General features: G+C 68.9%; 24 protein-coding genes. 12 read left to right on the forward strand and 12 right to left on the reverse strand.

From position 1 onward, the window contains the following. Nucleotides 1-59: 59 nt before the first annotated feature. The 7 genes from AB8619_RS12220 to AB8619_RS12250 all read left to right on the forward strand — a co-directional run bounded on the left by AB8619_RS12220 (nucleotide 60) and on the right by AB8619_RS12250 (nucleotide 9,006). Nucleotides 60-2,351, forward strand: coding sequence for a PAS domain S-box protein (locus AB8619_RS12220; protein ID WP_436792909.1), 2,292 nt, complete (start codon nucleotides 60-62; stop codon nucleotides 2,349-2,351). Nucleotides 2,352-2,575: 224 nt separating this feature from the next. Continuing rightward, on the forward strand, nucleotides 2,576-3,895 hold the full coding sequence (locus tag AB8619_RS12225; protein WP_436792910.1) for an acyltransferase family protein: 1,320 nt from the start codon (nucleotides 2,576-2,578) through the stop codon (nucleotides 3,893-3,895). After that, the gene (locus tag AB8619_RS12230) at nucleotides 3,892-4,269 is read left to right on the forward strand and encodes a hypothetical protein (RefSeq protein ID WP_436792911.1); all 378 of its coding nucleotides are present in this window, start codon (nucleotides 3,892-3,894) and stop codon (nucleotides 4,267-4,269) included. The genes AB8619_RS12225 and AB8619_RS12230 overlap by 4 nt, the downstream gene beginning before the upstream one ends. A gap of 38 nt (nucleotides 4,270-4,307) precedes the next feature. Beyond that, complete coding sequence (locus AB8619_RS12235) at nucleotides 4,308-4,577, forward strand: metal-sensitive transcriptional regulator (protein ID WP_436792912.1); 270 nt, start codon at nucleotides 4,308-4,310, stop codon at nucleotides 4,575-4,577. Between the two features lie 99 nt (nucleotides 4,578-4,676). Continuing rightward, nucleotides 4,677-6,857 carry an MMPL family transporter gene (locus AB8619_RS12240; protein WP_436792913.1) on the forward strand — a complete coding sequence of 727 codons (2,181 nt, stop codon included), beginning with the start codon at nucleotides 4,677-4,679 and terminating at the stop codon, nucleotides 6,855-6,857. A gap of 70 nt (nucleotides 6,858-6,927) precedes the next feature. Next, nucleotides 6,928-8,445 (forward strand): sensor domain-containing diguanylate cyclase, encoded by a 1,518-nt coding sequence (locus AB8619_RS12245; protein ID WP_436792914.1) that lies wholly within the window; start codon nucleotides 6,928-6,930, stop codon nucleotides 8,443-8,445. Nucleotides 8,446-8,631: 186 nt separating this feature from the next. Further along, a complete protein-coding gene (locus tag AB8619_RS12250) occupies nucleotides 8,632-9,006 on the forward strand; it encodes a hypothetical protein (RefSeq protein WP_436792915.1) in 375 nt (124 codons plus the stop codon). Here the strand turns inward: AB8619_RS12250 and udk are convergent. Together udk and AB8619_RS12260 are read right to left on the reverse strand one after the other, a co-directional pair. Continuing rightward, entirely contained in the window at nucleotides 9,003-9,617 is a 615-nt protein-coding gene (gene udk, locus AB8619_RS12255) for a uridine kinase (RefSeq protein ID WP_436792916.1), read from the reverse strand. The genes AB8619_RS12250 and udk overlap by 4 nt on opposite strands. Nucleotides 9,618-9,624: 7 nt before the next feature. Continuing rightward, nucleotides 9,625-10,344 carry an acetoacetate decarboxylase family protein gene (locus tag AB8619_RS12260; RefSeq protein ID WP_436792917.1) on the reverse strand — a complete coding sequence of 240 codons (720 nt, stop codon included), beginning with the start codon at nucleotides 10,342-10,344 and terminating at the stop codon, nucleotides 9,625-9,627. Between the two features lie 28 nt (nucleotides 10,345-10,372). On the opposite strand from AB8619_RS12260, the gene AB8619_RS12265 reads away from it, so the two are divergent. Genes AB8619_RS12265 through AB8619_RS12275 form a run of 3 tightly spaced genes read left to right on the forward strand, consistent with a single transcriptional unit; the run spans nucleotide 10,373 to nucleotide 12,923 of the window. Beyond that, on the forward strand, nucleotides 10,373-11,620 hold the full coding sequence (locus AB8619_RS12265; RefSeq protein ID WP_436792918.1) for an NADH:flavin oxidoreductase: 1,248 nt from the start codon (nucleotides 10,373-10,375) through the stop codon (nucleotides 11,618-11,620). 58 nt (nucleotides 11,621-11,678) lie between these two features. Continuing rightward, entirely contained in the window at nucleotides 11,679-12,086 is a 408-nt protein-coding gene (locus AB8619_RS12270; protein ID WP_436792919.1) for a PaaI family thioesterase, read from the forward strand. Between the two features lie 39 nt (nucleotides 12,087-12,125). After that, entirely contained in the window at nucleotides 12,126-12,923 is a 798-nt protein-coding gene (locus AB8619_RS12275) for a TrmH family RNA methyltransferase (RefSeq protein ID WP_436792920.1), read from the forward strand. Nucleotides 12,924-12,926: 3 nt separating this feature from the next. Here the strand turns inward: AB8619_RS12275 and AB8619_RS12280 are convergent, their stop codons facing one another. Genes AB8619_RS12280 through AB8619_RS12290 form a run of 3 tightly spaced genes read right to left on the reverse strand, consistent with a single transcriptional unit; the run spans nucleotide 12,927 to nucleotide 15,838 of the window. Then, on the reverse strand, nucleotides 12,927-14,105 hold the full coding sequence (locus tag AB8619_RS12280) for an MFS transporter (RefSeq protein ID WP_436792921.1): 1,179 nt from the start codon (nucleotides 14,103-14,105) through the stop codon (nucleotides 12,927-12,929). 52 nt (nucleotides 14,106-14,157) lie between these two features. Beyond that, nucleotides 14,158-14,940, reverse strand: a complete 783-nt coding sequence (nudC, locus tag AB8619_RS12285; RefSeq protein ID WP_436792922.1) for an NAD(+) diphosphatase — start codon at nucleotides 14,938-14,940, stop codon at nucleotides 14,158-14,160. Further along, entirely contained in the window at nucleotides 14,933-15,838 is a 906-nt protein-coding gene (locus AB8619_RS12290; RefSeq protein ID WP_436792923.1) for a DMT family transporter, read from the reverse strand. Before AB8619_RS12290 ends, nudC begins: the two co-directional genes overlap by 8 nt. An 80-nt stretch (nucleotides 15,839-15,918) precedes the next feature. Between AB8619_RS12290 and AB8619_RS12295 the strand changes: the two genes are divergently transcribed. After that, complete coding sequence (locus tag AB8619_RS12295; RefSeq protein ID WP_436792924.1) at nucleotides 15,919-17,160, forward strand: cytochrome P450; 1,242 nt, start codon at nucleotides 15,919-15,921, stop codon at nucleotides 17,158-17,160. A 39-nt stretch (nucleotides 17,161-17,199) separates the two neighbouring features. On the opposite strand, the gene AB8619_RS12300 is transcribed toward AB8619_RS12295, so the two are convergent. The 7 genes from AB8619_RS12300 to ftsE form a co-directional block, all read right to left on the reverse strand. Next, the gene (locus AB8619_RS12300) at nucleotides 17,200-18,087 is read right to left on the reverse strand and encodes a crotonase/enoyl-CoA hydratase family protein (protein ID WP_436792925.1); all 888 of its coding nucleotides are present in this window, start codon (nucleotides 18,085-18,087) and stop codon (nucleotides 17,200-17,202) included. 309 nt (nucleotides 18,088-18,396) lie between these two features. After that, the gene (locus AB8619_RS12305; protein ID WP_436792926.1) at nucleotides 18,397-19,113 is read right to left on the reverse strand and encodes a TSUP family transporter; all 717 of its coding nucleotides are present in this window, start codon (nucleotides 19,111-19,113) and stop codon (nucleotides 18,397-18,399) included. Beyond that, on the reverse strand, nucleotides 19,110-21,044 hold the full coding sequence (locus AB8619_RS12310) for an ABC transporter ATP-binding protein (protein ID WP_436792927.1): 1,935 nt from the start codon (nucleotides 21,042-21,044) through the stop codon (nucleotides 19,110-19,112). The genes AB8619_RS12305 and AB8619_RS12310 overlap by 4 nt, the downstream gene beginning before the upstream one ends. After that, nucleotides 21,044-22,984: an ABC transporter ATP-binding protein gene (locus tag AB8619_RS12315; protein ID WP_436792928.1), complete on the reverse strand. Its 1,941-nt coding sequence runs from the start codon at nucleotides 22,982-22,984 to the stop codon at nucleotides 21,044-21,046. The genes AB8619_RS12310 and AB8619_RS12315 overlap by 1 nt, the downstream gene beginning before the upstream one ends. Next, nucleotides 22,981-23,430: a MarR family winged helix-turn-helix transcriptional regulator gene (locus AB8619_RS12320; protein WP_436792929.1), complete on the reverse strand. Its 450-nt coding sequence runs from the start codon at nucleotides 23,428-23,430 to the stop codon at nucleotides 22,981-22,983. Before AB8619_RS12320 ends, AB8619_RS12315 begins: the two co-directional genes overlap by 4 nt. An 80-nt stretch (nucleotides 23,431-23,510) precedes the next feature. Then, complete coding sequence (locus AB8619_RS12325; protein WP_436792930.1) at nucleotides 23,511-24,404, reverse strand: cell division protein FtsX; 894 nt, start codon at nucleotides 24,402-24,404, stop codon at nucleotides 23,511-23,513. A gap of 6 nt (nucleotides 24,405-24,410) precedes the next feature. Next, nucleotides 24,411-25,088, reverse strand: coding sequence for a cell division ATP-binding protein FtsE (ftsE, locus tag AB8619_RS12330; protein WP_436792931.1), 678 nt, complete (start codon nucleotides 25,086-25,088; stop codon nucleotides 24,411-24,413). Between the two features lie 176 nt (nucleotides 25,089-25,264). On the opposite strand from ftsE, the gene AB8619_RS12335 reads away from it, so the two are divergent. Continuing rightward, complete coding sequence (locus tag AB8619_RS12335) at nucleotides 25,265-26,740, forward strand: alpha/beta hydrolase domain-containing protein (RefSeq protein WP_436792932.1); 1,476 nt, start codon at nucleotides 25,265-25,267, stop codon at nucleotides 26,738-26,740. Nucleotides 26,741-26,766 lie beyond the last annotated feature (26 nt).

Raw genomic sequence — 26,766 nt, forward strand, 5'->3', positions numbered from 1 at the left:
TGACCCGTTCTTGAGGTTCACCAGCCCCGACCTTGACCTTCGACACCTACCCTCGCCACGTGCTCTCGCCCGACGATCTCGACTTCCAGGCGGTCGCTGGACAGGCGCCGGTTGCGTGGTCGGTCATCGATCTCGAGGGCACCCAGGTCGTCGGAAACGCGTTCTACGCCGCCCTGTTCGGCTACGACGTGGAGGAGATGTCCGGGCTGCGGATCGCCGATCTCACGCGCCCCGACGACCGTGGAGAGACCGACGACCATCTCGCCGATCTCGTGTCGGGCTCACTCGATCGGTACGAGACCGACAAGCGGTACCTACGCAAGGACGGGACCGAGTTCACGGGGCACCTCATCGCATCGCTCATGCGGGACAGCTCTGGACAACCACACGCCCTCGTCGCGGTCATCACCGACGTCACCGCCGAGCGAGCGCTGGCGTTGCAGGTCTCGCAGAGCGAGGAGCGCCTCTCGAAGATGTTGACCAACATCTCCGAGACCGTGACGCTGATCAGCGCCGACGGCGACATCCGTGGAACCACGGGATTCCACACCGAGATCCTCGGCTACCCCGCCGACTTCTGGACCGGGACGTCGATCTTCGACATCGTGCACCCCGATCAGATCGACCAGGCCGCGCGCCTCTCCGCAGAGGTGCTCGCCCAGCCTGGAGCCGAGCTGCACGGGGAGTTCCGGATCCGTCACCAGTTGGGTCACTACGAAGACGTCGAGCTCGCCGTGGTCAACCTGCTGGAGGACCCCGCCGTCGGCGCCATCATCCTCACCTCGAGAAACGTCACCGAACGCAAGGCCCAGGAGCGCGAACTCGTCCTGATGCGCGATCGTGCGCTGCGACTCGCCGAGCAACGGTCGGCGTTCGTCGCCAACGTCTCGCACGAACTCCGCACCCCACTGCACGCTGTCCTCGGGCTCGCGGAGTTGCTCGAGCAGTCGGAGTTGAGCCCCGAGCAGCGATCGTTCGTGGACGCCATAACCGCCGAAGCCAGCCATCTCCGCGAGACCGTGGACGATCTCCTCGACCACGCCCGGGTCGAGGCCGACGGTCTGACACTCGAGCCCCACGATGTCGACGTCCGCGACCTCGTCGACGCCGTCGTCCGACGGCACACCGCGACCGACCACGGTCAGGACCTCCGCATCGAGGCAACCGTCGACCCGTCTGCGCCACGCGAGGTCCGTCTCGACGGACACCGTGTCGACCAGGTCCTCACCAACGTCGTCGGCAACGCCGTGAAGTTCACCGCGGCGGGCTCGGTCCTCGTCCATGTGACCGCCGATCACGGCACGCTCGCCGTCCGGGTCGAGGACACGGGCCCTGGAATCCCGACCGAGGCCCGCGCCGCGGTCTTCGAGCCCTTCACGCAGCTCCCAGGCAGCCGCTCCACGGTCGGCGGAAGCGGACTCGGCCTCGCCCTGGTCCGAGGTCTCGTCGACCTGATGGGCGGATCCGTCCGGCTCGAAGACCGACGAGGGGGCGGCACGATCGTCCATCTCGAGATCCCGTTCGAACCGTCCGGACTCACGGTGGACGTCGATCCCACCGATGTGGTCGCGCCGCCCCCGAGCACCGGGATCTCCATCCTGGTGGTCGAGGACAACGAGACCAATCAGTTCCTCGTTCGCCAGCAACTGGCTCGACTCGGCCACCACTGCGACATCGCTCCCGATGCCACCGACGCACTCGCTCGGCTCGAGCCGAGCGACCACGGCTACGACGTGGTCCTCATGGACTGGCAACTCCCGGACATCGACGGACTGGAGGCAACCCGCCGCCTCCGGGTCATCGAGGGCGACCGACCGCACGTGCCGGTCGTCGCCGTGACCGCCAGCGCCATGCCGGAAGACCGAGCGGCGTGCCGAGCCGCCGGCATGGACGACTTCCTCCCCAAGCCCGTCGCGCTGGCCGACCTCTCGACGATGATCGACCGCTGGGCGCCGACAGGGCACCGGACACCGACGTCGTCCAGCGACGGCGTCGACGGCGAGAAGCTCGAACGGCTCGTCGACGAGCTCGGCGACCGGGACATCGTCGCCTCGTTGGTCACCAGCTATCTCGCCGAGCTCGACAAGCGCCATGCCGCGTTGGTCGATGCCAGGCGCGATGCCGACATCGAGGTCCTCCACCGCGTCGGTCACACGCTGCGCTCGACGAGCCAGATGCTGGGCGCCGACGCCCTCGTCCTGGTGTGTCGCGAGATGGAGGTGGCCAACCCCGAGACCGATCTCGATCCGCTGATGGAGCGGTTCTCCGTCGCGGCCACCGACGCTCGGGGTGGGCTCTCCCGATGGCTCGAAGCGAGCACACCCGGCGCCGACGATCCAGCCGATGGTTGACCTCGCCCGCGGTCTGCGGTGACACCAGCTCGAACGTCGAGCGCGGCGAGACGCCATACCGCTCTCGCACGGGCAGAGGCCGCCAACCAGATGAGATCGACCTTCGTCCACGCGATGGCTCACGAGCTGTCGACCCCACTCCACGCCATCCGTGCGGATGACCCAGCGACCGCTGGGGGGTTCCCCGGATCGTCGCAGGGACAGCGTCGTGGCCCACTGGGTCCATGCACGACACGGCTCGGTCCTCGTCCGCCCCCTCGGGCACACCCGCCCACGACGTGGCGGCGGCGACGCCACCAGATCGGAACCGAGCGGTCGACTTCTACCGCGCCGTCGCCATGGGCGTCGTGGCAGTCGGGCACTGGCTCGGGATGGTGGCGGTGCTCGACCACGGCGAACTCTCGGGTGGCAACCTCCTCGACTACTCGCCGGAGTACGGCTGGATCACCTGGATCGGGCAGGTCATGCCCCTGTTCTTCTTCGTCGGCGGGTTCGCCTCGGCGACATCGCTCCGCTCGGCCGAGCGCAAGGGGACCCGACCCGCCGACTGGGTGGCGACGCGCCTCCACCGGATGGTCACGCCCGCAGTCGCCCTGGCCGGGTTCTGGGCGGGCGCGATCGCCGTCGGAGCAGCCCTCGGTGGCTACGGCGTCGTCTCGATGGCAGCGGTCGGTGCAGCGATCCCGCTGTGGTTCCTGGCGAACTACACCATCGACACCGCCCTGGCACCCCTGACCTTCCGATGGTTCCGCAGCCATCCACGGCGGCTGGTGGCCGCTCTCGCCACGACCTTCGCGGTCGCCGAAGCCGCCAACCTCGCCGGCGTGCCCGTCCTCCCACAGGTCAACTGGGTGATCGGCTGGCTGGGATTCCAGGTCGCGGGCTTCGCCTGGCAGTCGGGTCATCTCCCCACCGGTCGACGTCTGGCCGTGCTCGCCTCGACGTGCTGGGCCCTCGCGATCGCCGCGGTACATCTCGGCCCCTGGCCCGCCGTCATGCTCCACCACGGGGGGCTCGACGTGAGCCCGACGCATCCCCCGTCGACTGCGCTGCTCCTCTACGGATTCGCGTACTCGTTCACCGCCGCCGCCTTCGCTCCGGCGGTGACCCGATGGCTCGAGCGCTCGGAGCGAGCCTGGCGTCTCACGGTGGCGGCCAACGTCGTCGCCATGACCGTCTACCTCTGGCACATGACCGCGGCAGTGGCCGTCGCCGGCATCGCCTACGCATTGGGCGTGCTCCCCTCGGTCGAGGCCGGCACGACCGCATGGTGGTGGATCAAGATCCCGTTCCTCGCAGCGAACCTGGCGCTGCTGGTTCCCATCGTCCGACGAGTGGCGCCGATCGAAGCTCGCGCCCTGCTCGGTGGCGCCGTCCACTGGCGGTGGGGACACCGGTCGATGCTCGTGGTCGCCGCCCTCCTGTCGGCCAGCGTGAAGGCCTGGTCGAGCCCGCAGCCACCAGTGCTCGTCGCCGGCCTCGTCGGGACACTCCTCGTCTGGCTTCTCGCGCTGCGCCGTCGGAGCGAGATACTCGTTGCATGACCCCCACCCCGATTCCGGCCGCTGCCATCGGCGCATCCAATCCGACGTCGCGGTCGATCTTCCGTCATCTGACCAGAGCGGTCGGGGCCACGAACCGAGAAGCTGACGACCTGCGCCGCGAGATCCTCGGCCGGATGACGGGGGGCGACGGAAAGCGACGAGACCGAGGGCTCGCCTCCGAACTGCGCCAGATCGACGTCGCCGATCCCACCGGTACGCTGGGGGCGGAGTCTCGGCTGGCCATCTGGTTCGCCCACGCCGCCGGGGGCGACCGCGAGTACGGCGAGCGCATGGCCGAGTCGTGGGGCGAGACCACGGAGGCCTCGAGCGAATCGATGGCCGAGGTCGCCCGCCTCCTGCGCGAACCGACATGAGGGTTGTATACCCCTAGGGGTATCGGTAGAGTCGTCGCATGGAACTTCCGGAGGAGACCGTTGCCGACGTGGTCCGCCGACTGCGCCGCATCGAAGGCCAGGTCCGCGGACTGCAACAGATGCTGACCGAGGGCCGTGACTGCCGAGAGGTGGTCACCCAACTGTCGGCCGCCAACAAGGCGCTCGAGCAGGCCGGGTTCGTCGTCGTGGCTGCCGGGCTCACCTGGTGCCTCGAAGATCCTGAGCGCTCCGCCGCCGAGGGTTACGAACTCGCCGACGTCCAGCGGATGTTCACCAAGCTCGCCTGAGCCCAACGGGGACACCTCGTCCCTTCCAGAACCCGAACCGTTCGCCTCCCGGCCGACCCGCCTCTGCGCCCGTCGAGCCTCGACCCGAAACGAGCCAACATGCCAGTTCTCGAAACCCTCGCGTCCGACCCGATGGAGGATGCGACGACTTCCTCGCGCTCCTCGGCCGACGGACTCCTCGCCCGTCTCGGACGGGCCGCCGGCCGCCACCGTCGCCGCACGATCATCGCCTGGGCGCTCGTCGTGCTCGTCGCCGCGCCGCTGGCCGCGACACTGACCCGCTCGCTCTCCGGCGCCGGCTGGGAGGCCCAGGGCTCCACCGCACTCGAGGTGCGCGACGAACTCCGGAGCGACTTCCCCCAACTCGGGGCCGAGGCCGCCGTCGTGGCCTACCGGCAGGACGTCCCGATCGCCGACGACCCGTCAGGAATCCAGACCCTGATCGACGCGCTGGCGACCTCGCCCGGCGCGAGGTCGGTCGTCGATCCGCTCTCCCAACCGGCCGAGGCCGGGCTCGTCAGTCCCGATGGTCTGGCGGCGCTGATCCCGGTGGGGCTCGAGTCCGACGACGACGCCGACCTGCCCGATGCTGCCGGCGAGGTGATGGCGACCGTCGCCGACACACCGTTGCCCGCCGGCGCAGAGGCCGACACCACCGGCGAGTGGGCCGTCTGGCACGACTTCAACGAGAGCAACGAGGAGGCCCTCCACAAAGCGGAACTCCTCTCGGGTCTCCCGACCATCCTCCTCCTCTTCGTGGCGTTCGGATCGGCCATCGCCGCCGGGATCCCGCTCGTGCTCGCACTGGCCGGAATCGCCGTCGGTTTCGCCGTCCTGCACCTCGCGACCCTCTTCACGCCGCTGTCGGTCTGGTCGATGAACTTCTCGATGATGATCGGCCTTGCCGTCGGCATCGACTACAGCCTCTTCATCGTCTCGCGCTATCGAGAGGAGCGCGAGGACGGACACGACGCACTCGACGCCGTTGCCGGCACGCTGGCCACCGCCGGCAAGGCCGTCTTCCTCTCGGCGCTGACCGTGGTCCTGTCGCTCTCGGCCATCTTCCTCGTCCCGGTCATGGTCTTCCGGTCGATGGCGCTCGGCATGATCCTCTCGGTCGTCGCCACCGCCGCCGCATCCCTCACGCTTCTCCCGGCGATCCTCGTCGCCATGGGCGACCGGGTGCTCGTCACCCGGGGACAGGAGGACCCCGACCGGGCGGCCGAGGGCCGTTGGGCACGCTGGACCGCGGCGGCGATGCGACGCCCCGTCGTGACCCTGGTCGCCGGCGTGACCCTGCTGCTCGTGCTGGCTGCTCCCGCGCTCGGGATGCGCCTCGGGATGCCCGCCGCCGGTGTCGTCGAACGCGGCGAACAGAGCCGGGACGGCTACGACGCCGTCGTCGAGTCGTTCGGACCGGGTGCACCCGCACCGCTCTTCGTGACCGTCGCCGCCGACGACGCCGGCCGCGTCGTCGAGATCGCCGCCGCCGATCCCGGCGTGCTCGCTGCCGGTGTCGTCACCGAGCCTGCGGAATCCGGCCGCACCGTGGTCCGGGTCTCCCCGTCGACCGCCGTCGACGACGAAGCCACCTCGAGCCTCGTGCATCGGCTCCGCGCAGACCTGGCGGAAGAACTGCCCGATGCCCGACTCGGCGGGCCCGGCAGCCAGAACACCGACCTGACCAGCGCGCTGACCGGCACGGCCCCCGTGGCGATCGCGCTGATCATGGCCGTGGCGTTCGGGCTGCTCCTCGTCGTCTTCCGCAGCACGCTGATCGCCGTCTCGTCCATCATCTTCAACCTCATCGGGGTCGCCGCGAGCTTCGGCTTCGCCACGCTCGTCTTCCAACACGGCTACGGAGCCTCACTGCTCGGGATCGAGCACCAAGGCTTCGTGGACGCCTGGGCGCCACTGTTCTTCTTCGCCCTGTTGTTCGGCCTGTCGATGGACTACCAACTGTTCCTGCTGGCCGCGATCAAGGAACGGCGCGACGCCACCGGCGACGCCCGTCTCGCCGTCCGTGAAGGCATCGCCCGAACCGGTCGACCCATCACCAATGCCGCGCTCATCATGATCGTGGTCTTCATCGCCTTCGGCGTGACCGGCCCGATCCCGCCGACCGAGCTCGGTGTCACGCTCGCGCTGGCGGTGTTCCTCGACGCCACCGTCATCCGGATGATGCTGGTTCCGTCCCTGCTCGGGTTGCTCGGCGAACGTGCCTGGCACCTCCCCGAGTGGCTCGACCGACGACTTCCGACGGTGACGTTCGATCACTGAGGTCGACCGGCCCCGCCGGAAATGTCCACTTCGGGACACCGGCAGCGAAGAATTCCTATGCTGTGCCCTGATGGCGGGAGAGGACGGGGTCCGCCCCGTGGGCCGCGAAGATCTGCCGGCGGCGATCGCATTCGCCGACCGGCTGATCGCGCGCGATCTCGACGGACGGGCCGTGGCACTGCCCGGGGCACTCGGCGGCGATCGTGATCGTCGCCCGGAGGACGTGGACCACATGTCCCGACTCCACACCCGGGACCGGCCACAGAACGCTCGGGCGTGGGTCAACGCAATCAACGATCCCGGCGGGGTCTACTCGGTCGACGCCTGGGTCCGGGTCGGCGATGGCTGGGCGTATCGCCGGTTCGACTACTGCAACCTGATCGACCAACCTCGCATCGGCGTGGTCCTGGTCGGTGTCACCGCCCTCGAGCCCGCGGTCGCCTCACCCCCACCTCAGTCGACGGCCATGGAGCACGAGCCGGCTCGCTGGAGCATCCTCCGGATCGGACCTCTCGGACGGATCCAACGGGCGGAGGGAACGGTCGTCGACCTCTACGGCCGCACCGCCGACGAACTCGTGGGGATGAACGGTCTCGACCTCGTGCACCCCGATGACCACGAACGCCTCCTCGACGCATGGGCCGACGTCGTGGAGGGCGGGTCACCCGGTAGAGCCCTGCGCCAACGCGTGGTGTCCGATGGAGGCGCGGTGACCTGGGTGCTCGCATCGATCGGCCGGCCCGAGCCCGACGGGTCGGTCACGATCCACGATCTCGACATCTCGGCCCAGCTGGCAGCAGAGGAAGCACTGCGCACGAGCGAGGAGCGATTCCGCAATCTCGCGAGCGAGCTGCCGGTCGGCGTGTTCGTCTGCGACCCCGATGGCTGGTTCGAGTTCACCAACGAGGCCTGCCGCGAGCTCCTCGGCGGCGCCAACTGCTTCGACGAGTTCCTCGACCCGGCGAGGACCAAGTGGACCGCCGTCGTCCGCGACGCTGCCGAACACGGCGAGGTGTCGATCGACTGCCCGACCGAGGACGGCCGCCTGCTGCGCATCCGCTGCCAGGCCCCGCTCCCCGACGGCACGGTCTCCGGGGTCATCGAGGACGTCACCTCGTCGACGCGCTGGCGCGAGGAAGCGTCGCGAGACGCCCTCACGGGGTTGACCAATCGGTCCTCGCTCTCACGGGAGATCACCCGGCGGATCACCGTGGGCGAGCACTCGTTGGTTGCGTTCATCGACCTCGACTCGTTCAAGCGGGTCAACGACCTCCACGGCCACGACGAAGGCGACCGGGTCCTCGTCCGGGTCAGCGAGGCGCTCCGCGGCATGATCCGCGACGGCGACATCGCCGGACGCTGGGGCGGTGACGAGTTCGTCCTGCTCATGGGCGACCTCCCCCCGGATGCGCAATCGGATCTCCGTCGGCGCGTCGATGCGTCGATGGCCACCTGTGGTGCCGGAGGAGCGAGCGTCGGCTTCACGGCACTCCAGGCCGACGACGACGTCCGTGCAGTCATCAGTCGGGCCGACCGAGCGATGTACGCCGACAAACGGCGGGCCACGACCGATGCGTCTGGCCGCTGAGCACGTGGCAACGGACACGCCGCGATCGTCATCCAAGAGGCCACGCAGCATCGGAAGGAAGATGGATGCGCGCGAAGAAGTCTCACAGGGTGCACAATCGCTGTGCAGCAGGTTGTCGTTCGGCCAGAACGGCGGCATCGTGACACCCGAAGTTCTCGACGGGATATTCCGAGGGAGGAACCCCCGATGCATGTGCTCACCACCGCCAAGATGCTCGGTCTCGAGGCCGATGAGTCCGGCGAGATCTCGGGCACCATCGAAGAGGGCATGATCCTCGCCGCGCTCGAGGAACTCTCGTCCGCGCTGCCCGACCACGCCGACCTCTTCATCCTCGCGTCCGACCGGGTCCGCAATGCCCGTTCCGCCGGCCTCGAGGTCCTCGAGGAGAACAGTGTGTTCGGCCGCTACCGCGACTCGAACGAGATCCAGCTCCGCTACCGCGGCGAGATGGCCGAGGTCTTCACCGATCTGACCATCGACCTCGCACTGCGTGGCGTCGACGTCAGCGAGCCCACGCTCGAGAGCGCGCTCGACCCCGAGCTGGGCACCACCACCGTCTAACGGAGCAGCGACTCGACTCGGGTCGTCACCAGGTCGACGCCGACGACGTTCTCGACGCCGCGCGGAACGATCACGTCGGCCCATCGCTTCGACGGCTCGACGAACTCGAGATGCATCGGGCGCACCGTGCGCTCGTACTGGGTGATGACGTCCTCGACCGACCGCCCCCGGTGGAGCACGTCGCGTCGGAGGCGACGGAGCAGCCGCAGATCGGCATCGGCGTCGACGTAGACCTTGACGTCCACGAGGTCTCGGATCCGGGGCGAAGCGAACAACAAGATGCCCTCGATCAGGACCACCGGACTGGGTTCGACGCGGTCCCGGCCGTCGACGCGCGTGAACGTCGCATAGTCGTACCGCGGGGTGTCCACCGATGCGCCTCGGACCAGGGTCTGGACGTGGTCGACGAAGAGGTCGTCGTCGAACGCCGACGGATGGTCGACGTTGACGCCGCGGCGCTCGTCCAGCGGCAGGTGACCGAGATCGTGGTAGTAGCGGTCGTGACGGAGGACCGACACGCGAGCGGCGCCGACGTCGGCCACGATCTTGTCGACCACGCTCGTCTTCCCCGAACCGGACCCCCCGGCGACTCCCAACACGACCGCGGTCATCGATGGCTCACTGGGTCGTGATCGGCACGGGCGTGCGGAAGATCGAGCGCCAGTCGTCGCACATGGTCACGACCGTCGGTTCAGCGTCCGTGATGCCCAGGGTGCGCAGCTCTTCGGCCCACGGGTGGTCGCCCAGCTCCAGCGAATAGCCGTCGCCACCGAAGGCCATCCGGAGCGAGCCGGTCGGCTCGGACTCGGACAGACACGGCGCGCCGTCGATCGTGCTCAGACACACCGTCGGCGACGGCATCGGCACCGGCTCGACCTCGGCCAGGAGCGGAAAGCGTTGACGGAGCACGAGCGCCCCGTTGCTGCGAAGCGTGCACGTCACCGAGGTCTCGTCTCGTTCGATCACGATGTCCTCGACCGTCTTGGGCAGACCCAGCATCCGCACACCGGCCTCACGGGTGAACTCCTGGTTGACCGGGAGGCGCCAGATGAACGTGCCCTGTTCACCTCCGACCGTCGTCTTGGCCATCACGGCGAGCATCACCTCGTCGTAGTCACCGAGGTCGTTGTCGACATAGTCGACGAAGCCCACCACGACCGATGCGGCACCGTGGACGTCGGCGTCGACCTCGAAGGCCGAGTCGTCGATCATCGTCGCTGCGACCTCGGCCGGGACGGTGTAGACGGCATTGGCCATCCGAGCGAGTCGCACCTCGATCGGAAACCCGATGGTGGTCCCCTGGATCTCGTAGGTCCGTCCCGTGGCTGCTTCACCCATGGCGAGCATCCTGGCATGATGCGAAGCGGTGACACTGCACACACCGCTCACGATCGGCGGAGCGACCGTACGGAACCGTCTCTACCGGGCACCCGTCCTCGAGGGGGCCGGTGACGGCGACGACGCCGCCGACCGGTATGCCCGGCACTTCGTCGAGAATGCTCGTCACGGCATCGGGTTGATCATCCAGGGTTCGTCGTGCATCCACCCCGAGGGCCGGACATCGCCCGGGATGACCTGCGTCGACACCCGCGAGAAGACGCTGCGCATGGCGCCCATGGTCGACGCGGTCCACGCCGAGGGTGCCGCCATCTTCCTCCAGTTGGGACATGGCGGCGTGTTCTCCATGGAGACCTGGCATGAGCCGTACGCCACCGCTCGCCGCGGTCCGGTGCTCTCCGCCTCGCCCCTGCCCTGGTACCTCAAGCCGGTGTTCGCGGGCACCGACCTCCACGTGCTCACCACCGACGAGGTCCGTGCCATGGCCGAGCGGTACGGCGAGATCGCCGCATGGGCTCGCGAAGCTGGCTACGACGGCATCCAACTCGGGTCGGCCAACGCGAAGCTGCTCGACCAGTTCCTGTCGCCCTTCTACAACCGCCGCGACGACGAGTTCGGCGGGAGCCTCGAGAACCGGGCTCGCATCCTCCGCGAGATCCGCGAGGCCGTGGCCGAACGCGCTGGCGACGACTTCGCCTGCACGGTCAAGGCGCCGGCCGAGGTCGCTCCCCCGGGATTCCCCCGGTCCAGCGCCGTGGAGGCCCTCGAGCTCTGCCGACTGGTCCAGGAGTGGGGCTTCGACGCCGTCACACCGGTGGAGGTCTCGGTCTTCCCGGACACCACGCTGTCGCGGGGTGGCGTTCCCGACTCGTTGTGGACCAACGCCGGGATGGCGAAACGCCTCCGAGCCGCCGCACCCGGACGAGGACGCCACGCGGTGCTCAAGGCCGGGAGTTGGTGGGGCGGGAAGACCGCGCCGTTCGAGCCGCGATGGAACCGCTTCCTCTACGCCCGGGCGACGGCGCTCCTCGAGATCCCCGTCTTCGCGGTGGGCGGGATCCGAACCGCCGACGAGGTCAACGAGACCCTCGACGACGGCGAAGCCGACATGGTGGGCATCGGCCGCCCCTTCTACGCCGAGCCCGACCTGGCCGCGAAGATCCTCGGCGACGATCCGGGACCACGACGCTGCCAGAACTCCAACCGGTGTGTCCCGGCACAGATGTTGGGGATGAAGGGCGTCTGCTACAACCCGGACGTGCGCAAGACCTCGTAGCGCCGCCATGACCCCAGAGGTCATGGACGCCATGATCTGGTGACGCGATGCTGCCTCCATGGCTGACGACGCGCTCACCTCTCTCGCCCACGACCAGATGCCGTTCACGGCCGGCCTCGGCCTCCGCATCGATCGCGGCACCCCGGAGGAGGTCGTGGCCTCGGCCGACTGGCAGGCAGACCGCTGCACGGCCGGTGGCATCCTCCACGGCGGGTACCTGATGGCCCTGGCCGACGCCGTAGGCGCGATGTGCGCGTTCCAGCACCTCCCGCCCGGCTCCGTCACGTCGACGATCGAGTCGAAGAGCAACTTCTTCCGCGGCGTCGCCAGCGGCGCCGTCACCATCACCTCGACCCCGATCCACACCGGACGTACGACCATCGTCGTCCAGACCGACATCACCCGCGACGACGGCAAGCACGTGTCGCGGACCACACAGACCCAGGCGGTCATCCCCCTGGGCTAGGGGGACGGGCCCACGGGACGGGCCACCTAGGTTGGATCGATGGTCCGCGTCATCCCCGTCAACGATCGAGACGACCCCAGACTGGTCGAGGTGTCGGGCCTGAACGACGCGCAGGCTCGAGCGCTCACCGAGGCCGAGCACGGATGCTTCGTCGTCGAGGGCCTCATCGTGCTCGAAGCGGTGGTGCTCGACTCGCCGTACCGGCTGCGCAGCGTCCTGGTGAGCGAATCGAAGCTCCGACGCGTCCTCGACGTCCTCGGCGACACCGATGTCGACGTCTACGTGGGCACCCCGGCACTGCTCGAGTCCGTGACCGGATTCCCCATCCATCGTGGGATCATCGCCTCGGCCGCCCGTATCCCGCTCCCCTCGGTCAGCGAGATCGTCGGCAACGCTCGACGGGTCGTGGTGGTCGAGGGACTGAACGACCACGAGAACATGGGTGCGATGTTCCGCAACGCTGCGGCGTTCGGCGTCGAGGGCATCCTGCTCGACCCCACCGCCGCCGATCCCCTCTACCGCCGCTCGGTGCGGGTGTCGATGGGACATCTGTTGCACGTCCCCTGGACCCGAACCGAACCACTCCCCCACGGCCTGGCGCCGCTACGCGAGGCGGGGTTCACGACGGTGGCGCTGACCCCCGGCGGTGACGCCTCGATCACCGATCTGGCACCCACCGACCGGCTGGCATGGATCGTCGGCGCCGAGGGGCCGGGACTCGACGAGGCCACGATGGCCGCCGCAGACGTGCGGGCACGGATCCCGATCGCTCCGAACGTCGACTCGCTCAACGTGGCGACGGCCGCAGCGATCGCGTTCTCCCACGATCCAGGCTGACGTTCAGACGGTGGCGGGCACGACGTCGGGGATCGACGCTCGCAGCTTGGTGTTGGCCAGCACCAGGCCGGCGATGGCCATCACGGCGCCGCCGACGAACGCCGCCTGCTCGACACCGAACACGGTGACCAGGATGCCGAGGAGCGGCGCACCGAGGCCCTGGCTCAGGTCGAAGAACAGCGAGAACGTGCCCACCGCGTGGCTGCGTTCTTCCGCAGGCGCTCCGTTCACCGCGAGGATGAACAGCGCCGGGAAGAGCAACGACATGCCGAGCGAGAGCAGCACCGTCCCGATCCACAGACCGGCCACGGTGCCCACGGCCGCCACGGTCCCGATCCCCGAGGCGATGCACACGAGGGCGATCGTCGACGTCCGGACGGCACCCAGGCGGTCGGGGATCCTGGCGCCGAAGATCCGGACGATCAGCACGATCGCTCCGTAGGCGAAGAAGAACGGGCCGGCGTCGGCCACACCGATCTCGTCGACGTAGAGCGGCACGAACGCGGCAAAGCCCGTGAACCCGATCAGGCCGAGCAGGAGCACCGATCCCGGGAGAACGGCAGCCGGGTGGAGGAGGCCACGGCGCGGGGCGGGGTTCTCGACCCGACCGAGTTCCTTGGGGATGAACGAGGCGAGGACCAGCGACACGGTGCACGCGATCGTGGCGAAGGCCCACTCGCTGCTCGCCCCGTGATTGCGGTAGATCCACTCACCGGCGGCCGGACCGAAGGCCAGCCCCCCGTAGATCGCGATGGAGAAGAACGACGCGGCCTCGCCGCGGCGGTGGTCCGGGGCCAGGTCCTGCGCTGCCGTCGCCGCTCCGACGAAGAACGCGGCCTCACCGAGCCCGGTCACGAGGCGGACCAGGATCAGGAACCAGACAGCGTGCACCAACCCGAGTGGTGCGATCGACACGGCCGCGATCGCGGCGCCCGTGGCGGCCATGAACCGCCGCCCGACCACATCGCCCATCCGCCCGACCAGCGGCCGGACGAGCGCCGCCGACACGGCGAACGCGCCGACCACCAGCCCGACCTCGAAGCCACTCCCGGAGAGCTCGTCCTCGACGTAGCGAGGAAGTGTCGGCAGGAGCGACCCGATGGCGAGGAAGTAGCAGAGGCCCGACGCCGTGATCAGGGCGAAGAGCGGGGTCACCAGACGCGGTTCCGAGGCGGTCTTCATCCTCGTGACCAACCTCGTCGACCGTGCATCGATTCCCGAGCCATCGTCCGGCTCAGTTCTTCGCGATCCAGTCGTCGATCAGCCGACGAGCGATCGACAGGCGCGGCGGGATGGGGGGAAGGTCGTCGGTGTCGAACCAGGCGGCTTCGGCGATCTCGACGCCGTCGACCTCGATCTCGCCCTCGATCCACTGGGCCTCGAATCCGATCATCAGCGAGTGCGGGAACGGCCAGGGCTGTGAGCTGTGGTAGCGAGCCCGGCCGACCGTGAGGCCGACCTCCTCCCGCACCTCGCGGACGACCGCTTGTTCGAGCGTCTCGCCCGGCTCCACGAACCCGGCCAGGCAGGAGAACATCGGGATCGGGAAGTTGGCGTTGCGCGCCAGGAGTGCGCGGCCGTCGTCACGGGTGATCAACGTGATCACCGCGGGAGCGAGGCGGGGGAAGGCGAGGAGTCGACACTGCGGGCAACGCATCGCCCGGTCGCCGGGGACCTGCTCGGTCTCGACGCCGCAGCGCCCGCAGAACTTGTGGGTCTTGCGCCACTCGAGCAACTGCACCGCTCGGCCGGCCACCATCCACTCGGGCTCCGAGACCTGCGCGTGCAGCGCCATCAGGGGCGTGACGACGAGGTCGGCCTCCTGGTCGCCGTCGATGTCGATCGCCCAGCAGTCGACGTCACCCATGCGGCCCAGGTAGAGGTCCGCACCGTGACCATCGACCTCCGAGGGCGCGATGTGGACCGCATCGCCGCGCACCGAGAACACCAGCGTCGACGCAGCCGTGTCGTCGCTCGGCGGATCGAGCATCGGGATGAACGGCAAGTTGTCAGGCAAGGGGGACTCCTTCGATGGGGCGTCGTCGTCCGGACCGGATGACGACGACGGTGCCGACCAAGATGAGCAGAGCGGCGGGTGCCGCCGCCAACGGCGGGGTCTCGCTGAAGGCGATGGCGGCGATCACGGAGGCGCCGATCACCTCGAACAGGATCGCCACCGACACGCTCGTCGCCGAGATCGTGCGCAGCACCTGGTTGAGCAGCGTGTGCCCCAGCAGTTGGGCACCGAGCACCAGTCCGAGGATCGCCAGCCAGGTCCCGGAGTCGAAGCCGGTCAGTTCGCGGCGGGTCACGACACACAGGACGAGGAGCACGGCCCCGCCGACGGCGTAGCAACCGGCGGTGTAGACCGCGGTGTCGACCGTCTTGCGGACCTCGGCACCGACGGTCACGTACGAGGCCGCACAGAGGCCCCCGGCGAGGGCGAGGAGGTCGCCGAAGAGCGCACGGGACGAGAGCTGGAGGTCGACGCCCGTCAGGATCACGACGCCGACGAGGGCGATGCCGATGCCGATCCAGACCGCGCGTTCGACGTGCTCGCCGCGCGCCCGTGCGATCATCGCCGCCCAGATCGGCTGGGTGGCCACCAGTGCGACCGACGAGGCCACCGAGGTGTAGGAGATCGACGGGATCCAGACGGCGAAGTGGAGGGCGAGGAGGGCCCCGGCGACGGCGATGAGCCGACGCTCGCGCCGGTCGGGGCGACGACGACCGAGGGCGAGGAGCCCCACCACCGGTACGGCCAGCACCGTGCGCCACATCGCGATGGCGAGGGCCGGGGCGGCGGCGTACCGGATCAGGGGCGCCGAGGTCGACACCGCGAAGACGGCGATGCCGAGGAGCACGTAGTCAGCCGACGCCGCGGTCGGCGTGTCAGCAGCGGCAGTCGAGGTCATCGGGCAGAGGATCGCACACGTTCCCGGACCGACCCAACGAGATGCGCGGTAGCGTCCGGCCCAGCAGCCGAGGGGGCGCCATGAGCGACACGACAGACATCCCGGGGACCGAGACTCCATTGTTCAACCCGTTCGAGGACGGGTACGCACAATGGCCCTACGACCAGTTCGCCCGGTTGCGTGAGGCCGGACCGGTCCTGCCCAGCCCGCTCGGCGGATGGCAGCTCTTCTCGTACGACGACTGTTTCCAACTGCTGCGCGAGCCCGGCACCAGCGTCGAGGAGGAGAACATCGCCGAGCCGATCTTCGACACCGCGGCGACGGCCCAGTTCGCGCGGGACCACGGCTTCGAGCCGTTCTCGAATCGCTCGATCCTCAACATCGACCCGCCCGATCACACCCGTCTGCGCAAGCTCGTCGCTCGGGTCTTCACGCCCCGCGCCATCGAGCGCCTCCGCCCGGAGGTGCAACGGCTCGTCGACGAAGCCATGCGCGACATCGGCCCGGGTGATCGGTTCGACCTCATCGCCACGCTCGCGTTCCCACTCCCCTTCCAGGTGATCTCGTTGATGCTGGGGATGCCGGAGGGCAAGACCGAGGAGCTACGCGGGTGGTCACACACCCTCGCCGGATCGCTCGATCCGATCCTCTCCGACGACCAGATGCTCGCCACGCTGCAGGCTGGTCAGTCGATGCGTACGCATCTCCAGGAGGTGATCGCCTGGAAGCGGGCGAATCCGGCCGACGACCTCCTGAGCGCCATGATCGAGCAGAGCGACGACGGCGACGCCCTCACCGACGAGGAACTCCTCCACCAGTTGAGCCTGCTCTTCATCGCCGGTCACGAGACCACGGTGAACCTCATCGGGAACGGCATGTTGCAGCTCCTGCGCCATCCCGAGCAGCTCGGCCGCCTCCGCGACGACGCCGAACTCATCGGCGACGCCGTCGAGGAATGCCTCCGCTTCGATCCGCCCGTGCAGATGACCCGACGCATCACGATGGCGCCCTTCGAGGCCTCGGGCCACACCATCGAGCCAGGCACCTTCGTCATGGCCATGACGGCCGCAGCCAACCGCGACCCTGCACGCTGGGGCGACAACGCCGACGAGTTCGACATCACCCGTAAGGGCGCCAGCCACCACCTCAGCTTCGGCTCGGGCATCCACCACTGCTTGGGCGCCGCCCTGGCGCGCATGGAGGCGCAGGTCGCCATCGGCACGCTGGTCCAGCGCCATCCCGGACTCTCGCTCGACGGCGAGCCGGTCCACAACGGCCGCGTGGTGCTCCGCGGGCTCGATGAACTCCCGCTGAGGGGCTGACCAGCGACCCGTCGTACCGTGTCGTGGCCGCTGCGGGACTCAGCCCCGGAAGCTCGGCTCCTCCCACCAGGGGTGGTACGGCGGCATGTCGGCCGACACCGTGTCGGTGAACGCCGCAGGACGCTTCTCGAGGAACGACAACACGCCCTCACGGGCGTCGGCGCTCTTGCCCAGATAGGCGATTCCCGGCGAGTCGATCTCGTGCGCCGCCATCGGGTGGGACTCCCCCAGCATCCGCCAGAGCATCGCCCGGGTCAGGGCCACCGACACGGCCGAGGTGTTGTCGGCGATGTCGCGAGCGATCGCGGTGGCCGCGGGAAGGAGATCGTCCGGCTCGTGGACCGAGCGGACGAGGCCGCCGGCGAGCGCCTCGTCGGCGCCGAAGACGGCGCCGCGATAGCACCACTCGGCCGCCTGGCTGATGCCGACGAGCCGAGGCAGGAACCAGGACGAGCACGCCTCGGGGACGATGCCTCGACGAGCGAAGACGAAGCCGAACTTCGCGTTGGTCGACGCGAGACGGATGTCCATCGGCAGGGTCATCGTCACGCCGATGCCCACGGAAGGCCCGTTGATCGCGCCGATCACCGGCTTGGTGCACCGGAAGATCCGCAGGGTCACGAGCCCACCCTCGTCGCGATGATCCATCGGATCGGGTGCGGCTCCCGTGACCGCGCCCGAGTCGCCGGCAGCATCGGTGTTGAAGGTGTCCCCGCCTCCACCGAGGTCCGCCCCGGCGCAGAACCCGCGACCCCGCCCGGTGACGATCACCACTCGCACGTCGTCGTCGGCGTCGATGCGGTCGAAGACGTCGCACAGCTCGCGTTGCATGGTCACCGTGAAGGCGTTGAGGCGATCCGGCCGGTCGAGCGTGATGGTGGCGATGCGGTCGGCGACGTCGTAGTCGATCGTGTCGTAGCTGGTCATGGAGGCATGGTGGCACCACATCGGCACCACATGCGGCACCTCGTGACCTCCGAGAGTTCTGCCGCTGCTGGATCTGCTCTGCTTGCTCCACAGAAGTCGGAGAATCGTCCGGGATTCCCGAAAATCTCCTCAAGTTCTCTTGTTCCGAGGGCGATCACACAGGGGAGAGCTCTGGCGGCTCGTGGCTCCCTCCCTACTCCCAATGCTGCGACTCGCCAGCGCTCTCGACCGCCGGTGTGGCGGTCGGCAGCCCTCCCTCTCCCGCTCGTCCGACCGTCCCACCGGCGAATTCGCGTCCCGGGCCGGATGTCAGAGCACGGACTTCACGAGGACCGACACCGCGCCCAGGACCGAGACGGCCAACACCGCCGGCCTCGTGTGGCCGGCGTCGAGGTGCCGGACACCGAGCGCCGATGCTGCGAACCCCACGGCGATGCCTGGTGCCTGCAGGAGGCTCAGACGCAGCGAGTCTGCACCGAAGCTCCCGGTGGCCAACAGGGCGCCCACGCTCATGAACGACCCCACCAGGAAGAACCCGGCCAGGGTCCCTCGCATGCGTCGGCCCTCCTCGCTGGCGTAGAGCATCGCCATGGGCGGTCCGCCGATCGACGTGGTCGTCGCCATGAACCCCGACAACGCTCCGGCACCCAACAGCCGCCCAGGAGTGGGGCGCAGATGCACGCCCGACGCCGAGATCGCCACCGCCACCAGGACCAGCACCGCGAAGAGCACGGCGAGACCCCGGGCGGGCAGGAACGCAACCGTCAACGCTGCGACCACGGTGGCCGGGATCCGTCCCAGCAACGCGGTGCGGACCTCGCCGAGGTGCACCCCGTGGCGGTCGCGGAACAGCATGAGCGCGGTCAGCAACATCGCTCCGAGGATCGCCGGGCCCGGCACGAAGCGATCGTCGACGAACGCCATCGCCGGGGCCGCGATGAGGTTGTGCCCGAATCCGACGGAACCCTGGACGAACGCCCCGAGCATCGTCGCAGCGATGACGAGCGCGATGCCCCAGCCGCTCACGGAGCGGTCGGCGCAGAGCTCGCGTCGACGACGGCGCCGCCGGCCTGCGAGGTCCAGGTGTCGTACAGGGCCCGGTACCGCCCGTTCGCTGCCACCAGCTCCTCGTGGCTGCCCAGTTCGACCAGGTCGCCGTCGTGGATGACCGCGATGCGATCAGCCCGCATGGCCGTGGCGAGGCGGTGGGCGATGATGATCGCCGTCCGTCCCTCGAGCACGACGTCGAGCGCCGCCTCGATCCGGGTCTCGCTGGCGAGGTCGAGGTTCGACGTCGCCTCGTCGAGCACCAGGACCCGGGGTTGGCTCAGGAACGCCCGTGCCAGCGCCAGGAGCTGCCGCTCGCCGGAGCTGAGCGACGACCCCCGTTCGTGGATGACCTGGTCGAGGCCTGCGGGTTGCCGCTCGACGAGGTCGCGCAACCCGACGGCGTCGACCGCAGCCCACAACTCCTCGTCGGTGGCGTGCTCGGCAGCGAAGGCGAGGTTGTCGCGGATCGAACCGGCGAACAGGAACGGTTCCTGCGGCACGACGCCGATCTGGCTTCGCACCGACGCGAGTGACACGTCGCGCAGGTCATGACCGTCGATGCGGACCGATCCCCCGGTCGGGTCGTAGTAGCGGTTCACCAGCTTGGCCACGGTCGACTTGCCCGCCCCTGTCTCGCCGACGAACGCCACGGTCTCCCCGGCGGCGATGGCGATCGTCAGGTCGTGGAGGACCGTCACCTCGGGGCCGTAGCCGAACGTCACGTGGTCGAGGTCGATCGCCCCTTCCATCTTCGGCAGGTCCGGAGCGTCGGGCGCCTCGAGGACTTCGGGCTCGGTCGCGAACAGCTCCGCCAGCTTCCGGACGGCCGATCGGCCCTGCTGGTACGTGTTGTACAGCTGCACCAACTGTTGGATCGGGGCGAAGAACATCGTCAGGTAGAGGAAGAACGCCGCCAACTCCCCGACACTCAGACTCCCCCTGCTCACCAGCCAGCCGCCGAGGCCCAGGAGCAGTGCCTGTGCGAGGTAGCCGAGGAGCTCGGTCGAGGGCCCGTAGACGGCACCGATGACCGCGGTCTTGTCATTGGCATCACGGTGCGCACCGAGCACGTTGTCATGACCCACCACGTTGCGCTTGGCCCGGTTGGTCGCCGTGACGATGCGGATACCGGCCAGGTTCTCCTGGAGGTCCGACATGACGTCGGCGATGCGGTCGCGCACGGCGAGGAACGCGACGTCGGACGCCTTGCGGAACCAGAGCGTCAGGGCGAGCATCACGGGGACGACGCCGAGGAAGAGCACCAACGCCAGCGTGGGGCTCACCACGAAGAGGACGACGGTCACGATCGCCAGCGTGAGGAACTGGACGAACATGTTGACCAGCCCCTCCTGGAAGAGCGCAGTCAGCGAGTCGATGTCGCTCGTCATGCGGGTCATCAACACGCCGCCCTTCTCGGCGGTGAAGAAGCTCAATGACAGCCGTTGGAAGTGCGAGAAGATCCGGACGCGCAGCGCCTCCATCAGGACCTCGCCCACACGGCCGGTCCACGCCACACGGGCGGCCGACAGGATCGTGCCGAGCACGACGGTCGCCACGTAGATGCCGGCGATCGTGACCAGCGCTCCCTTGTCGCCGGGGATCACGCCGCGGTCGATGGCCTCACCCGTCAGGAACGGGCCGGCGGTGACCATGAAGGTCTCGAGGACGACGAGCACGAACGCCAGAGCGACGGCGCCGCGCTTCTGCCCGACGAACCGCCACAACGTGAACGGCCGTCGGTCCCAGTCCGACTGGGAGAACTCGGTCGGCGGGACATCGTGGACCGGCTCGGTCTCGAGGATGGCGTCGACGCGCTCCTGCAGTTCTTGCGGTACTCCCGCGAAGGGCAGCCCGGTGGCGCCCGGGTTGGCGAACGGTGAGCCGGCCGGGGGTCCGAAGCCACCCATCAGAGCGCTCCTTCCGTGTCGCCGGATGCCGGATCTGTAGCCGCTGCATCTTCGGCTGCCGGCTCGTCGACCGCGGTGGCCAGGACCTCCCGGTAGTGCGGTTCGTCGGCCAGGAGCCGCTCGTGGGTGTCGAACGCCAGCACCCGTCCGCCCTCGACGAGCGCGACGCGATCGGCCAACGCGATGGTCGACAGACGATGCGCGATCACGATCGTGGTCCGGTGTTCGGCGAGCCGCTCGATGGCTTCGTGGATCTCGGCCTCGACCCGGACGTCGACGGCACTCGTCGCATCGTCGAGGATCAGGATCGCCGGATCGGCCAGGAGCGTCCGGGCGATTGCGACACGCTGTCGCTGGCCGCCGGAGAGCGTGTAGCCACGCTCACCGACCACGGCGTCGTACCCGTCGTCCAGGTCGCTGATGAAGCCGTGGGCGTTGGCGGCTCGAGCAGCGGCCACGACCTCGTCGCGGGTCGCGCCCGGCCTCGCGTAGGCGATGTTGTCGGCGATCGACGCCGAGAAGAGGAATGGCTCGTCGGTGACCATGCCCACGTGGTGGCGTATCGACGTCATGGTCAGATCGCGCACGTCGCGACCATCGATGCGGACCGCACCGTCGTTCACGTCGTAGAAGCGCAGGAGGAGACGGGCGACGGTGCTCTTGCCCGACCCGGTTCCGCCGACGATCGCCACGGTCTCGCCGGCCTCGACGTGCAGGTCGAACCGATCGAGGACATCTCGGCCGTCGTCGCTGCCCTCGTCGTCCTCGTCGTCGTAGCGGAACCGGACCAGGTCGAAGTCGACCCGACCTTCGGGGTCGACGAGGTCGACGGCACCGGGGCGGTCGACGATCTCGGCGTCGGTGTCGAGGATCTCGAAGATCCGCCCGGCCGAGGCCGCCGCCCGCTGGCTCATGATCATGAAGAACCCGAGCATCCGGAACGGCGCCTGGAGCAGCAGGACGTACGACGAGAAGGTGATGATCGTTCCGACCGTCACCTGTCCGTCGATGGCCAGGTATCCGCCGTAGAGGAGCGTGAGCGCCATGCCGAGCCGCGGCAGGTTCTCCATCAGGGGTGCGTACTTCGCCCGCGCGTCGTTCACCTTCACGGCCGACCAACGGAGCCGCCGTGCCTGTTCTGCCAGCTGATCGATCTGGTGCTCCTCGCCGGCGAACGCCTTGACCACCCGGACGCCGGTGACGTTCTCCTCGACGGTCGTCGCGACCTCGGCCAGGCGACCCTGGACGATCCAGGAGAGCGGGAACATCTGGTTCCGGAGCTTCACCCCGAAGACGTAGACCAGCGGGAGGGTCGACACCGCGACCAGCGTCAACAGGACGTGCTTGGTGAGCATGAAGGCGAACGCCAGGACGAACGTCATCATCATCATCGACATGAACGGGGCGAACGCGAGGAGCATCTGCACCGCACGGATGTCGCTGTTGGCGCGCGACACGAGCTGCCCGGTCTGGACCTTGTCGTAGAAGCCGTGCGACATCGTGGCCAAGTGCCGGAACATCAGCGATCGCAGGTCGAACTCGATCGCATAGGCGAACTTGTAGAGGCGGCTCCGGTACCCGAACGTGAAGACGGCACGGAGCACCGCCAGGACCAACAGCGCGATCACCCAGGTCGACACCCGGTCGCCGTCGGACCGGATCTCGTCGATGCCGGATCCGACCACCGCCGGGATCGCCACGTTGCTGAACAGCGCGACAGCCGCCATCGACATCGCGATGAGGAACGACCGCTTGTGGCCCATGACCACCGGCTGCATGCGTCGGATCCAACCGAGTGACGAGTCGGGGTGGATCCGCCCGCTCGGGGGGGCGTAGTACGCGGTCGGTGGAGCGGGCTCGTACTGCGTCGGCGGGGCATCGACGTCGAGCGGAGCGGTGTCCGCCTGGTCGGGTCCGGAGCGGTCTGCGGTGAGGCTCATGCGTGCTTCTCCGCCCGGTGACGTCGGAGGGCGACGACCACGCCGTCGAGCCCCCGGAGCACGTCGGTTCGTTCGTCGACGCCGAGGTGGTCGAGGAGACCGTCGAGCCCGTCGGCCAGGCACGACGTCGACGACACCAAGGCGGCCTTGCCCTCGTCGGTGATCTGGTGGAGAACACGTCGGCGGTCGTCCGGACTCTCGCGCCGTCCGACCCAGCCACGTTCGACCAGGCCGTCGACGAGGGCGGTGACCGACGGACGGCTCACGTCGAGCCATTCGGCCAGCGCGGAGGCCGCCCACTCCCCCTCGGACAAGAAGGCGAGCACGCGGAACTGCGGCAGCGTCATCGACTCGCCGGTGAGCCTCGTCTCGAAGACTCGGGCGAGCCGAGCGATCGCCCGGACGTGTTCGGCCGTCACGGCGACCGTCGATTCATTCGTCTTCACGAATGGTTAGTCAATCGAATTGCTCTCGGGCCGACACCACGGAGGGACGTGACACTCGTCACGTCCCGGCGGTCGCGACGTCAGACGTCGAGGAAGCGGGAGACGGCGAAGGCCGACCCGAGGGCACCGATCGCCACGCCGGTGAACAGGATCACCATGGCGGTGACCCGGAACTGACCGCTGTCGACCGCGAAGCCGGAGAAGAGCTCGAAGCGGCGGTCATCGGCGATCGACGCCAGGCCGGCGCGCACACCGAAGGCTGCGCCCAGGGCCACGAGTGATCCGAGCATCCCCTGCACCACACCCTCGAGCATGAACGGGACCCGGATGAACCAGTTGCTGGCACCCACGAGCTTCATGACCTCGATCTCGCGGCGCCGGGCGAACATCGCCATGCGGATCGAGTTGAGGACGAGGAGGCCGGCGGCGACCACGAGGGCTGCGGCCACACCGAAGGTGACGTTCTGGAAGAGCCGCGACAGGTTCTGGATCGTGCGGATGGTGTCGGTGGCCGCCACGACCTCCTTCACGCCGGGCTGGGCCTCGAAGATCGTCCGAAGGCTGTCGATCGTGTCGGGCGACTTGTCGGTGGGGACCACACGAAAACTCGGCGGCAGGATCTCGGGGCTCACCGTGTCGATGATCTGGGGCGAGTCGGCGAAGAGGTCCTTGAACTCCTCGAACGTCTCGTCCTGGTTCACGAACGTGTAGTCCTCGACCTGGGGCGACTCCTCGAGCGCCCGCTCGACCGCGTCGGTCTGCCCTTCCGCTGCCTCGGGTTGGATGAACACGATGAACTCGATGCCACCCTCCCATCGAGCGGTGGCGTTGTCGACGGCGTCGCGCACCAGCAGCGACGCTCCGACGAGCGAGAGCGAGACCGCGACGGTGAGGATCGACGCGAAGGTGAGCGAGAAGTTGCGGACGAGGTTGGTCCCCGTCTCCCGCACGATGTAGTCGAGCTTGAGAGCCATGAGTGCCTATTCGTAGACGCCGCGATGTTGGTCGCGGACGATCGTGCCGCGGTCCAACTCGATGACGCGGCGGCGCATCGTGTCGACGATCGATCGATCGTGCGTGGCCATGACGACGGTGGTGCCGGTGCGGTTGATCCGGTCGAGCAGGCGCATGATGCCCACCGAGGTCGCGGGGTCGAGGTTGCCGGTCGGCTCGTCGGCGAGGAGGATCAGTGGCCGGTTCACGAAGGCCCGCGCCACCGAGACACGCTGCTGCTCGCCACCGGACAGTTCGTGCGGGAAGCTCTTGACCTTCTTCGACAGGCCGACGAGCTCGAGGATCGCCGGGACCTGCGACTTGATGACGTGCTTGGGCCGGCCGATCACCTCGAGCGCGAAGGCCACGTTCTCGTACACCGTCTTGTTGGACAGGAGCTTGAAGTCCTGGAACACCGAGCCGATGTTGCGCCGCAGGTAGGGCACCTTCCACGAGCTCAGGTCGAGGATCTCCTTGCCGGCCACGAAGATCCGGCCCTCTTCGGGCCGCTCCTCACGGTTGACGAGGCGCAGGAACGTGGACTTCCCCGAACCGGACGCGCCGACGAGGAAGACGAACTCCCCCTTGTCGATGTTGACGTCTGCATTACGCAGCGCGGGAACATCGCCTTTGTACGTCTTGGTGACGTTCTCGAGCTTGATCATCGGTGGTGCAGCGTGCTCTCACGAGACGAGGGACGGGACGAACCCGGGAAACGCTACCAACGGGTCCGGGCGATCTGGGTGACACCCGGCGTGCCAGAGGCCTCCGGGAACATTGCGAACAGGTTACGAATGTTACATGGTCGCGGGGTGGGGGACGAAGGTGGCAGCCTCGCTGCGTGATCACTCGTCGTCTCCTGCTGGTCGGCGTGCCGTTCGCCCTCGTGATCGGGGCGTGCTCCTCGAGCGACGACGTCGACCGGTCGACCCCCGTCACCACGATCGCACTGGACACGACCACCACGACGACGATCGAGTCGGCCGATCTCGAGGTCGTCGGCCCGATCGCCGGGGCGCCCCAGACATCGGGAGCCAACGGCCTCGACGCCGCCGGCTACGTCGAGGAGGAGTTCTTCGTCTCCGGCGATGCCGCGGCGTTCGAACCGGACGGAGACCTCACCGACGACGGTCGGTGGATCCTCTCCGAGGACGACACGGCCCCGTTCACCACCCGCATCCTCGTGAAGCGCCCCGCCGACCGCGCCGATGCGAGCGGGGTCGTCGTCGTGGAGTGGAACAACGTCTCGGCCGGCTCCGACGGCACGCCCGACTGGTCGTACACCTCGGCCGAGATGCTGCGCGCCGGACATGTCCACATCGGCGTGTCGGCGCAGAAGGCCGGAGTCGACGGCGACGCCGGAGGCGACATCGGTGGCTTCGGGGCGCCACTGACCACCTCGGACCCCGAGCGCTATGCCGATCTCGCCCACCCGGGCGACCCCTACAGCTACGACCTCTTCCGACTGGTCGGCCGTCTCGCCCGAGGCGGCGCCAGCGTCGGGCCCGACCCGCTGGAGGGCTTCCCCCGTGAACACGTGATCGCCGTGGGCGAGTCGCAGTCGGCATTCCGACTGACGTCCTACGTCAACGGTGTCCAACCCCTCGATCCCGTCTTCGACGGCTTCCTCGTCCACTCGCGCGGTGGCGGCGCGGCACCGTTCGACGATGCCGACGGCCTGACGTCGGGAGTGGTCGGCCAGGTACGCCTGCGCGACGACCTCGACGCTCCGATCCTGGTCTTCACGACCGAGACCGACCTGACCGTGCTGGGCTATGCCCGCGCTCGCCAACCCGACAGCGACGCCGTCGTCGACTGGGAGGTGGCCGGCACCGCCCACGCCGATGCATTCCTGATCGGCGGCGACCCCCAAGCGGCTGCGGACGCCCTGGGTTGTCCCCAACCGGTCAACGACGGGCCCCAGAACATCGCCCTGAAGGCGGCGGTCGCGGCGCTCGTCGACTGGGTCGTCGACGGCACGGCGCCGCCGACGGGCGACCGGATCGAGGTGGACGACGACGGCGCCATCGTGCGCGACGCCGACGGCCTGGCGGTCGGCGGGATCCGGCTGCCGGCGGTCACCGTCCCGTCAGGCTCCCTCTCCGGCGACCCGGCCGACGGAGCGACGCTCATCTGCTCGCTGTTCGGGACGACGACGCCCTTCGGCCCCGACGAGATGGCCGCTCGGTACGGGTCGTCGGCCGGCTACGCCGCCGCAGTCGATGCCGCATACGACGAGGCCGTCGCTGCCGGATTCGCGCTCGAGGGCGACCGCCAGTCGGTCCTCGACGAGGCCAGCACCGTCCCCTTCCCCTGACCGACGCCGAACAGACGCGTCGAGCC

It is taken from the genome of Actinospongiicola halichondriae, assembly GCF_049103745.1.
Lineage (GTDB): Bacteria > Actinomycetota > Acidimicrobiia > Acidimicrobiales > Salinilacustritrichaceae > Salinilacustrithrix > Salinilacustrithrix halichondriae.

What these genes read in the sequence shown, in the direction of transcription:
- AB8619_RS12225 (WP_436792910.1), top strand. Translation starts at nt 2,576, where the DNA reads ATGCACGACACGGCTCGGTCCTCGTCCGCCCCCTCGGGCACACCCGCC.
- AB8619_RS12230 (WP_436792911.1), top strand. Translation starts at nt 3,892, where the DNA reads ATGACCCCCACCCCGATTCCGGCCGCTGCCATCGGCGCATCCAATCCG.
- AB8619_RS12235 (WP_436792912.1), top strand. Translation starts at nt 4,308, where the DNA reads ATGGAACTTCCGGAGGAGACCGTTGCCGACGTGGTCCGCCGACTGCGC.
- AB8619_RS12240 (WP_436792913.1), top strand. Translation starts at nt 4,677, where the DNA reads ATGCCAGTTCTCGAAACCCTCGCGTCCGACCCGATGGAGGATGCGACG.
- AB8619_RS12245 (WP_436792914.1), top strand. Translation starts at nt 6,928, where the DNA reads ATGGCGGGAGAGGACGGGGTCCGCCCCGTGGGCCGCGAAGATCTGCCG.
- AB8619_RS12250 (WP_436792915.1), top strand. Translation starts at nt 8,632, where the DNA reads ATGCATGTGCTCACCACCGCCAAGATGCTCGGTCTCGAGGCCGATGAG.
- udk (WP_436792916.1), bottom strand. Translation starts at nt 9,617, where the DNA reads ATGACCGCGGTCGTGTTGGGAGTCGCCGGGGGGTCCGGTTCGGGGAAG.
- AB8619_RS12260 (WP_436792917.1), bottom strand. Translation starts at nt 10,344, where the DNA reads ATGGGTGAAGCAGCCACGGGACGGACCTACGAGATCCAGGGGACCACC.
- AB8619_RS12270 (WP_436792919.1), top strand. Translation starts at nt 11,679, where the DNA reads ATGGCTGACGACGCGCTCACCTCTCTCGCCCACGACCAGATGCCGTTC.
- AB8619_RS12275 (WP_436792920.1), top strand. Translation starts at nt 12,126, where the DNA reads ATGGTCCGCGTCATCCCCGTCAACGATCGAGACGACCCCAGACTGGTC.
- AB8619_RS12280 (WP_436792921.1), bottom strand. Translation starts at nt 14,105, where the DNA reads ATGAAGACCGCCTCGGAACCGCGTCTGGTGACCCCGCTCTTCGCCCTG.
- AB8619_RS12290 (WP_436792923.1), bottom strand. Translation starts at nt 15,838, where the DNA reads ATGACCTCGACTGCCGCTGCTGACACGCCGACCGCGGCGTCGGCTGAC.
- AB8619_RS12295 (WP_436792924.1), top strand. Translation starts at nt 15,919, where the DNA reads ATGAGCGACACGACAGACATCCCGGGGACCGAGACTCCATTGTTCAAC.
- AB8619_RS12300 (WP_436792925.1), bottom strand. Translation starts at nt 18,087, where the DNA reads ATGACCAGCTACGACACGATCGACTACGACGTCGCCGACCGCATCGCC.
- AB8619_RS12310 (WP_436792927.1), bottom strand. Translation starts at nt 21,044, where the DNA reads ATGGGTGGCTTCGGACCCCCGGCCGGCTCACCGTTCGCCAACCCGGGC.
- AB8619_RS12315 (WP_436792928.1), bottom strand. Translation starts at nt 22,984, where the DNA reads ATGAGCCTCACCGCAGACCGCTCCGGACCCGACCAGGCGGACACCGCT.
- AB8619_RS12325 (WP_436792930.1), bottom strand. Translation starts at nt 24,404, where the DNA reads ATGGCTCTCAAGCTCGACTACATCGTGCGGGAGACGGGGACCAACCTC.
- ftsE (WP_436792931.1), bottom strand. Translation starts at nt 25,088, where the DNA reads ATGATCAAGCTCGAGAACGTCACCAAGACGTACAAAGGCGATGTTCCC.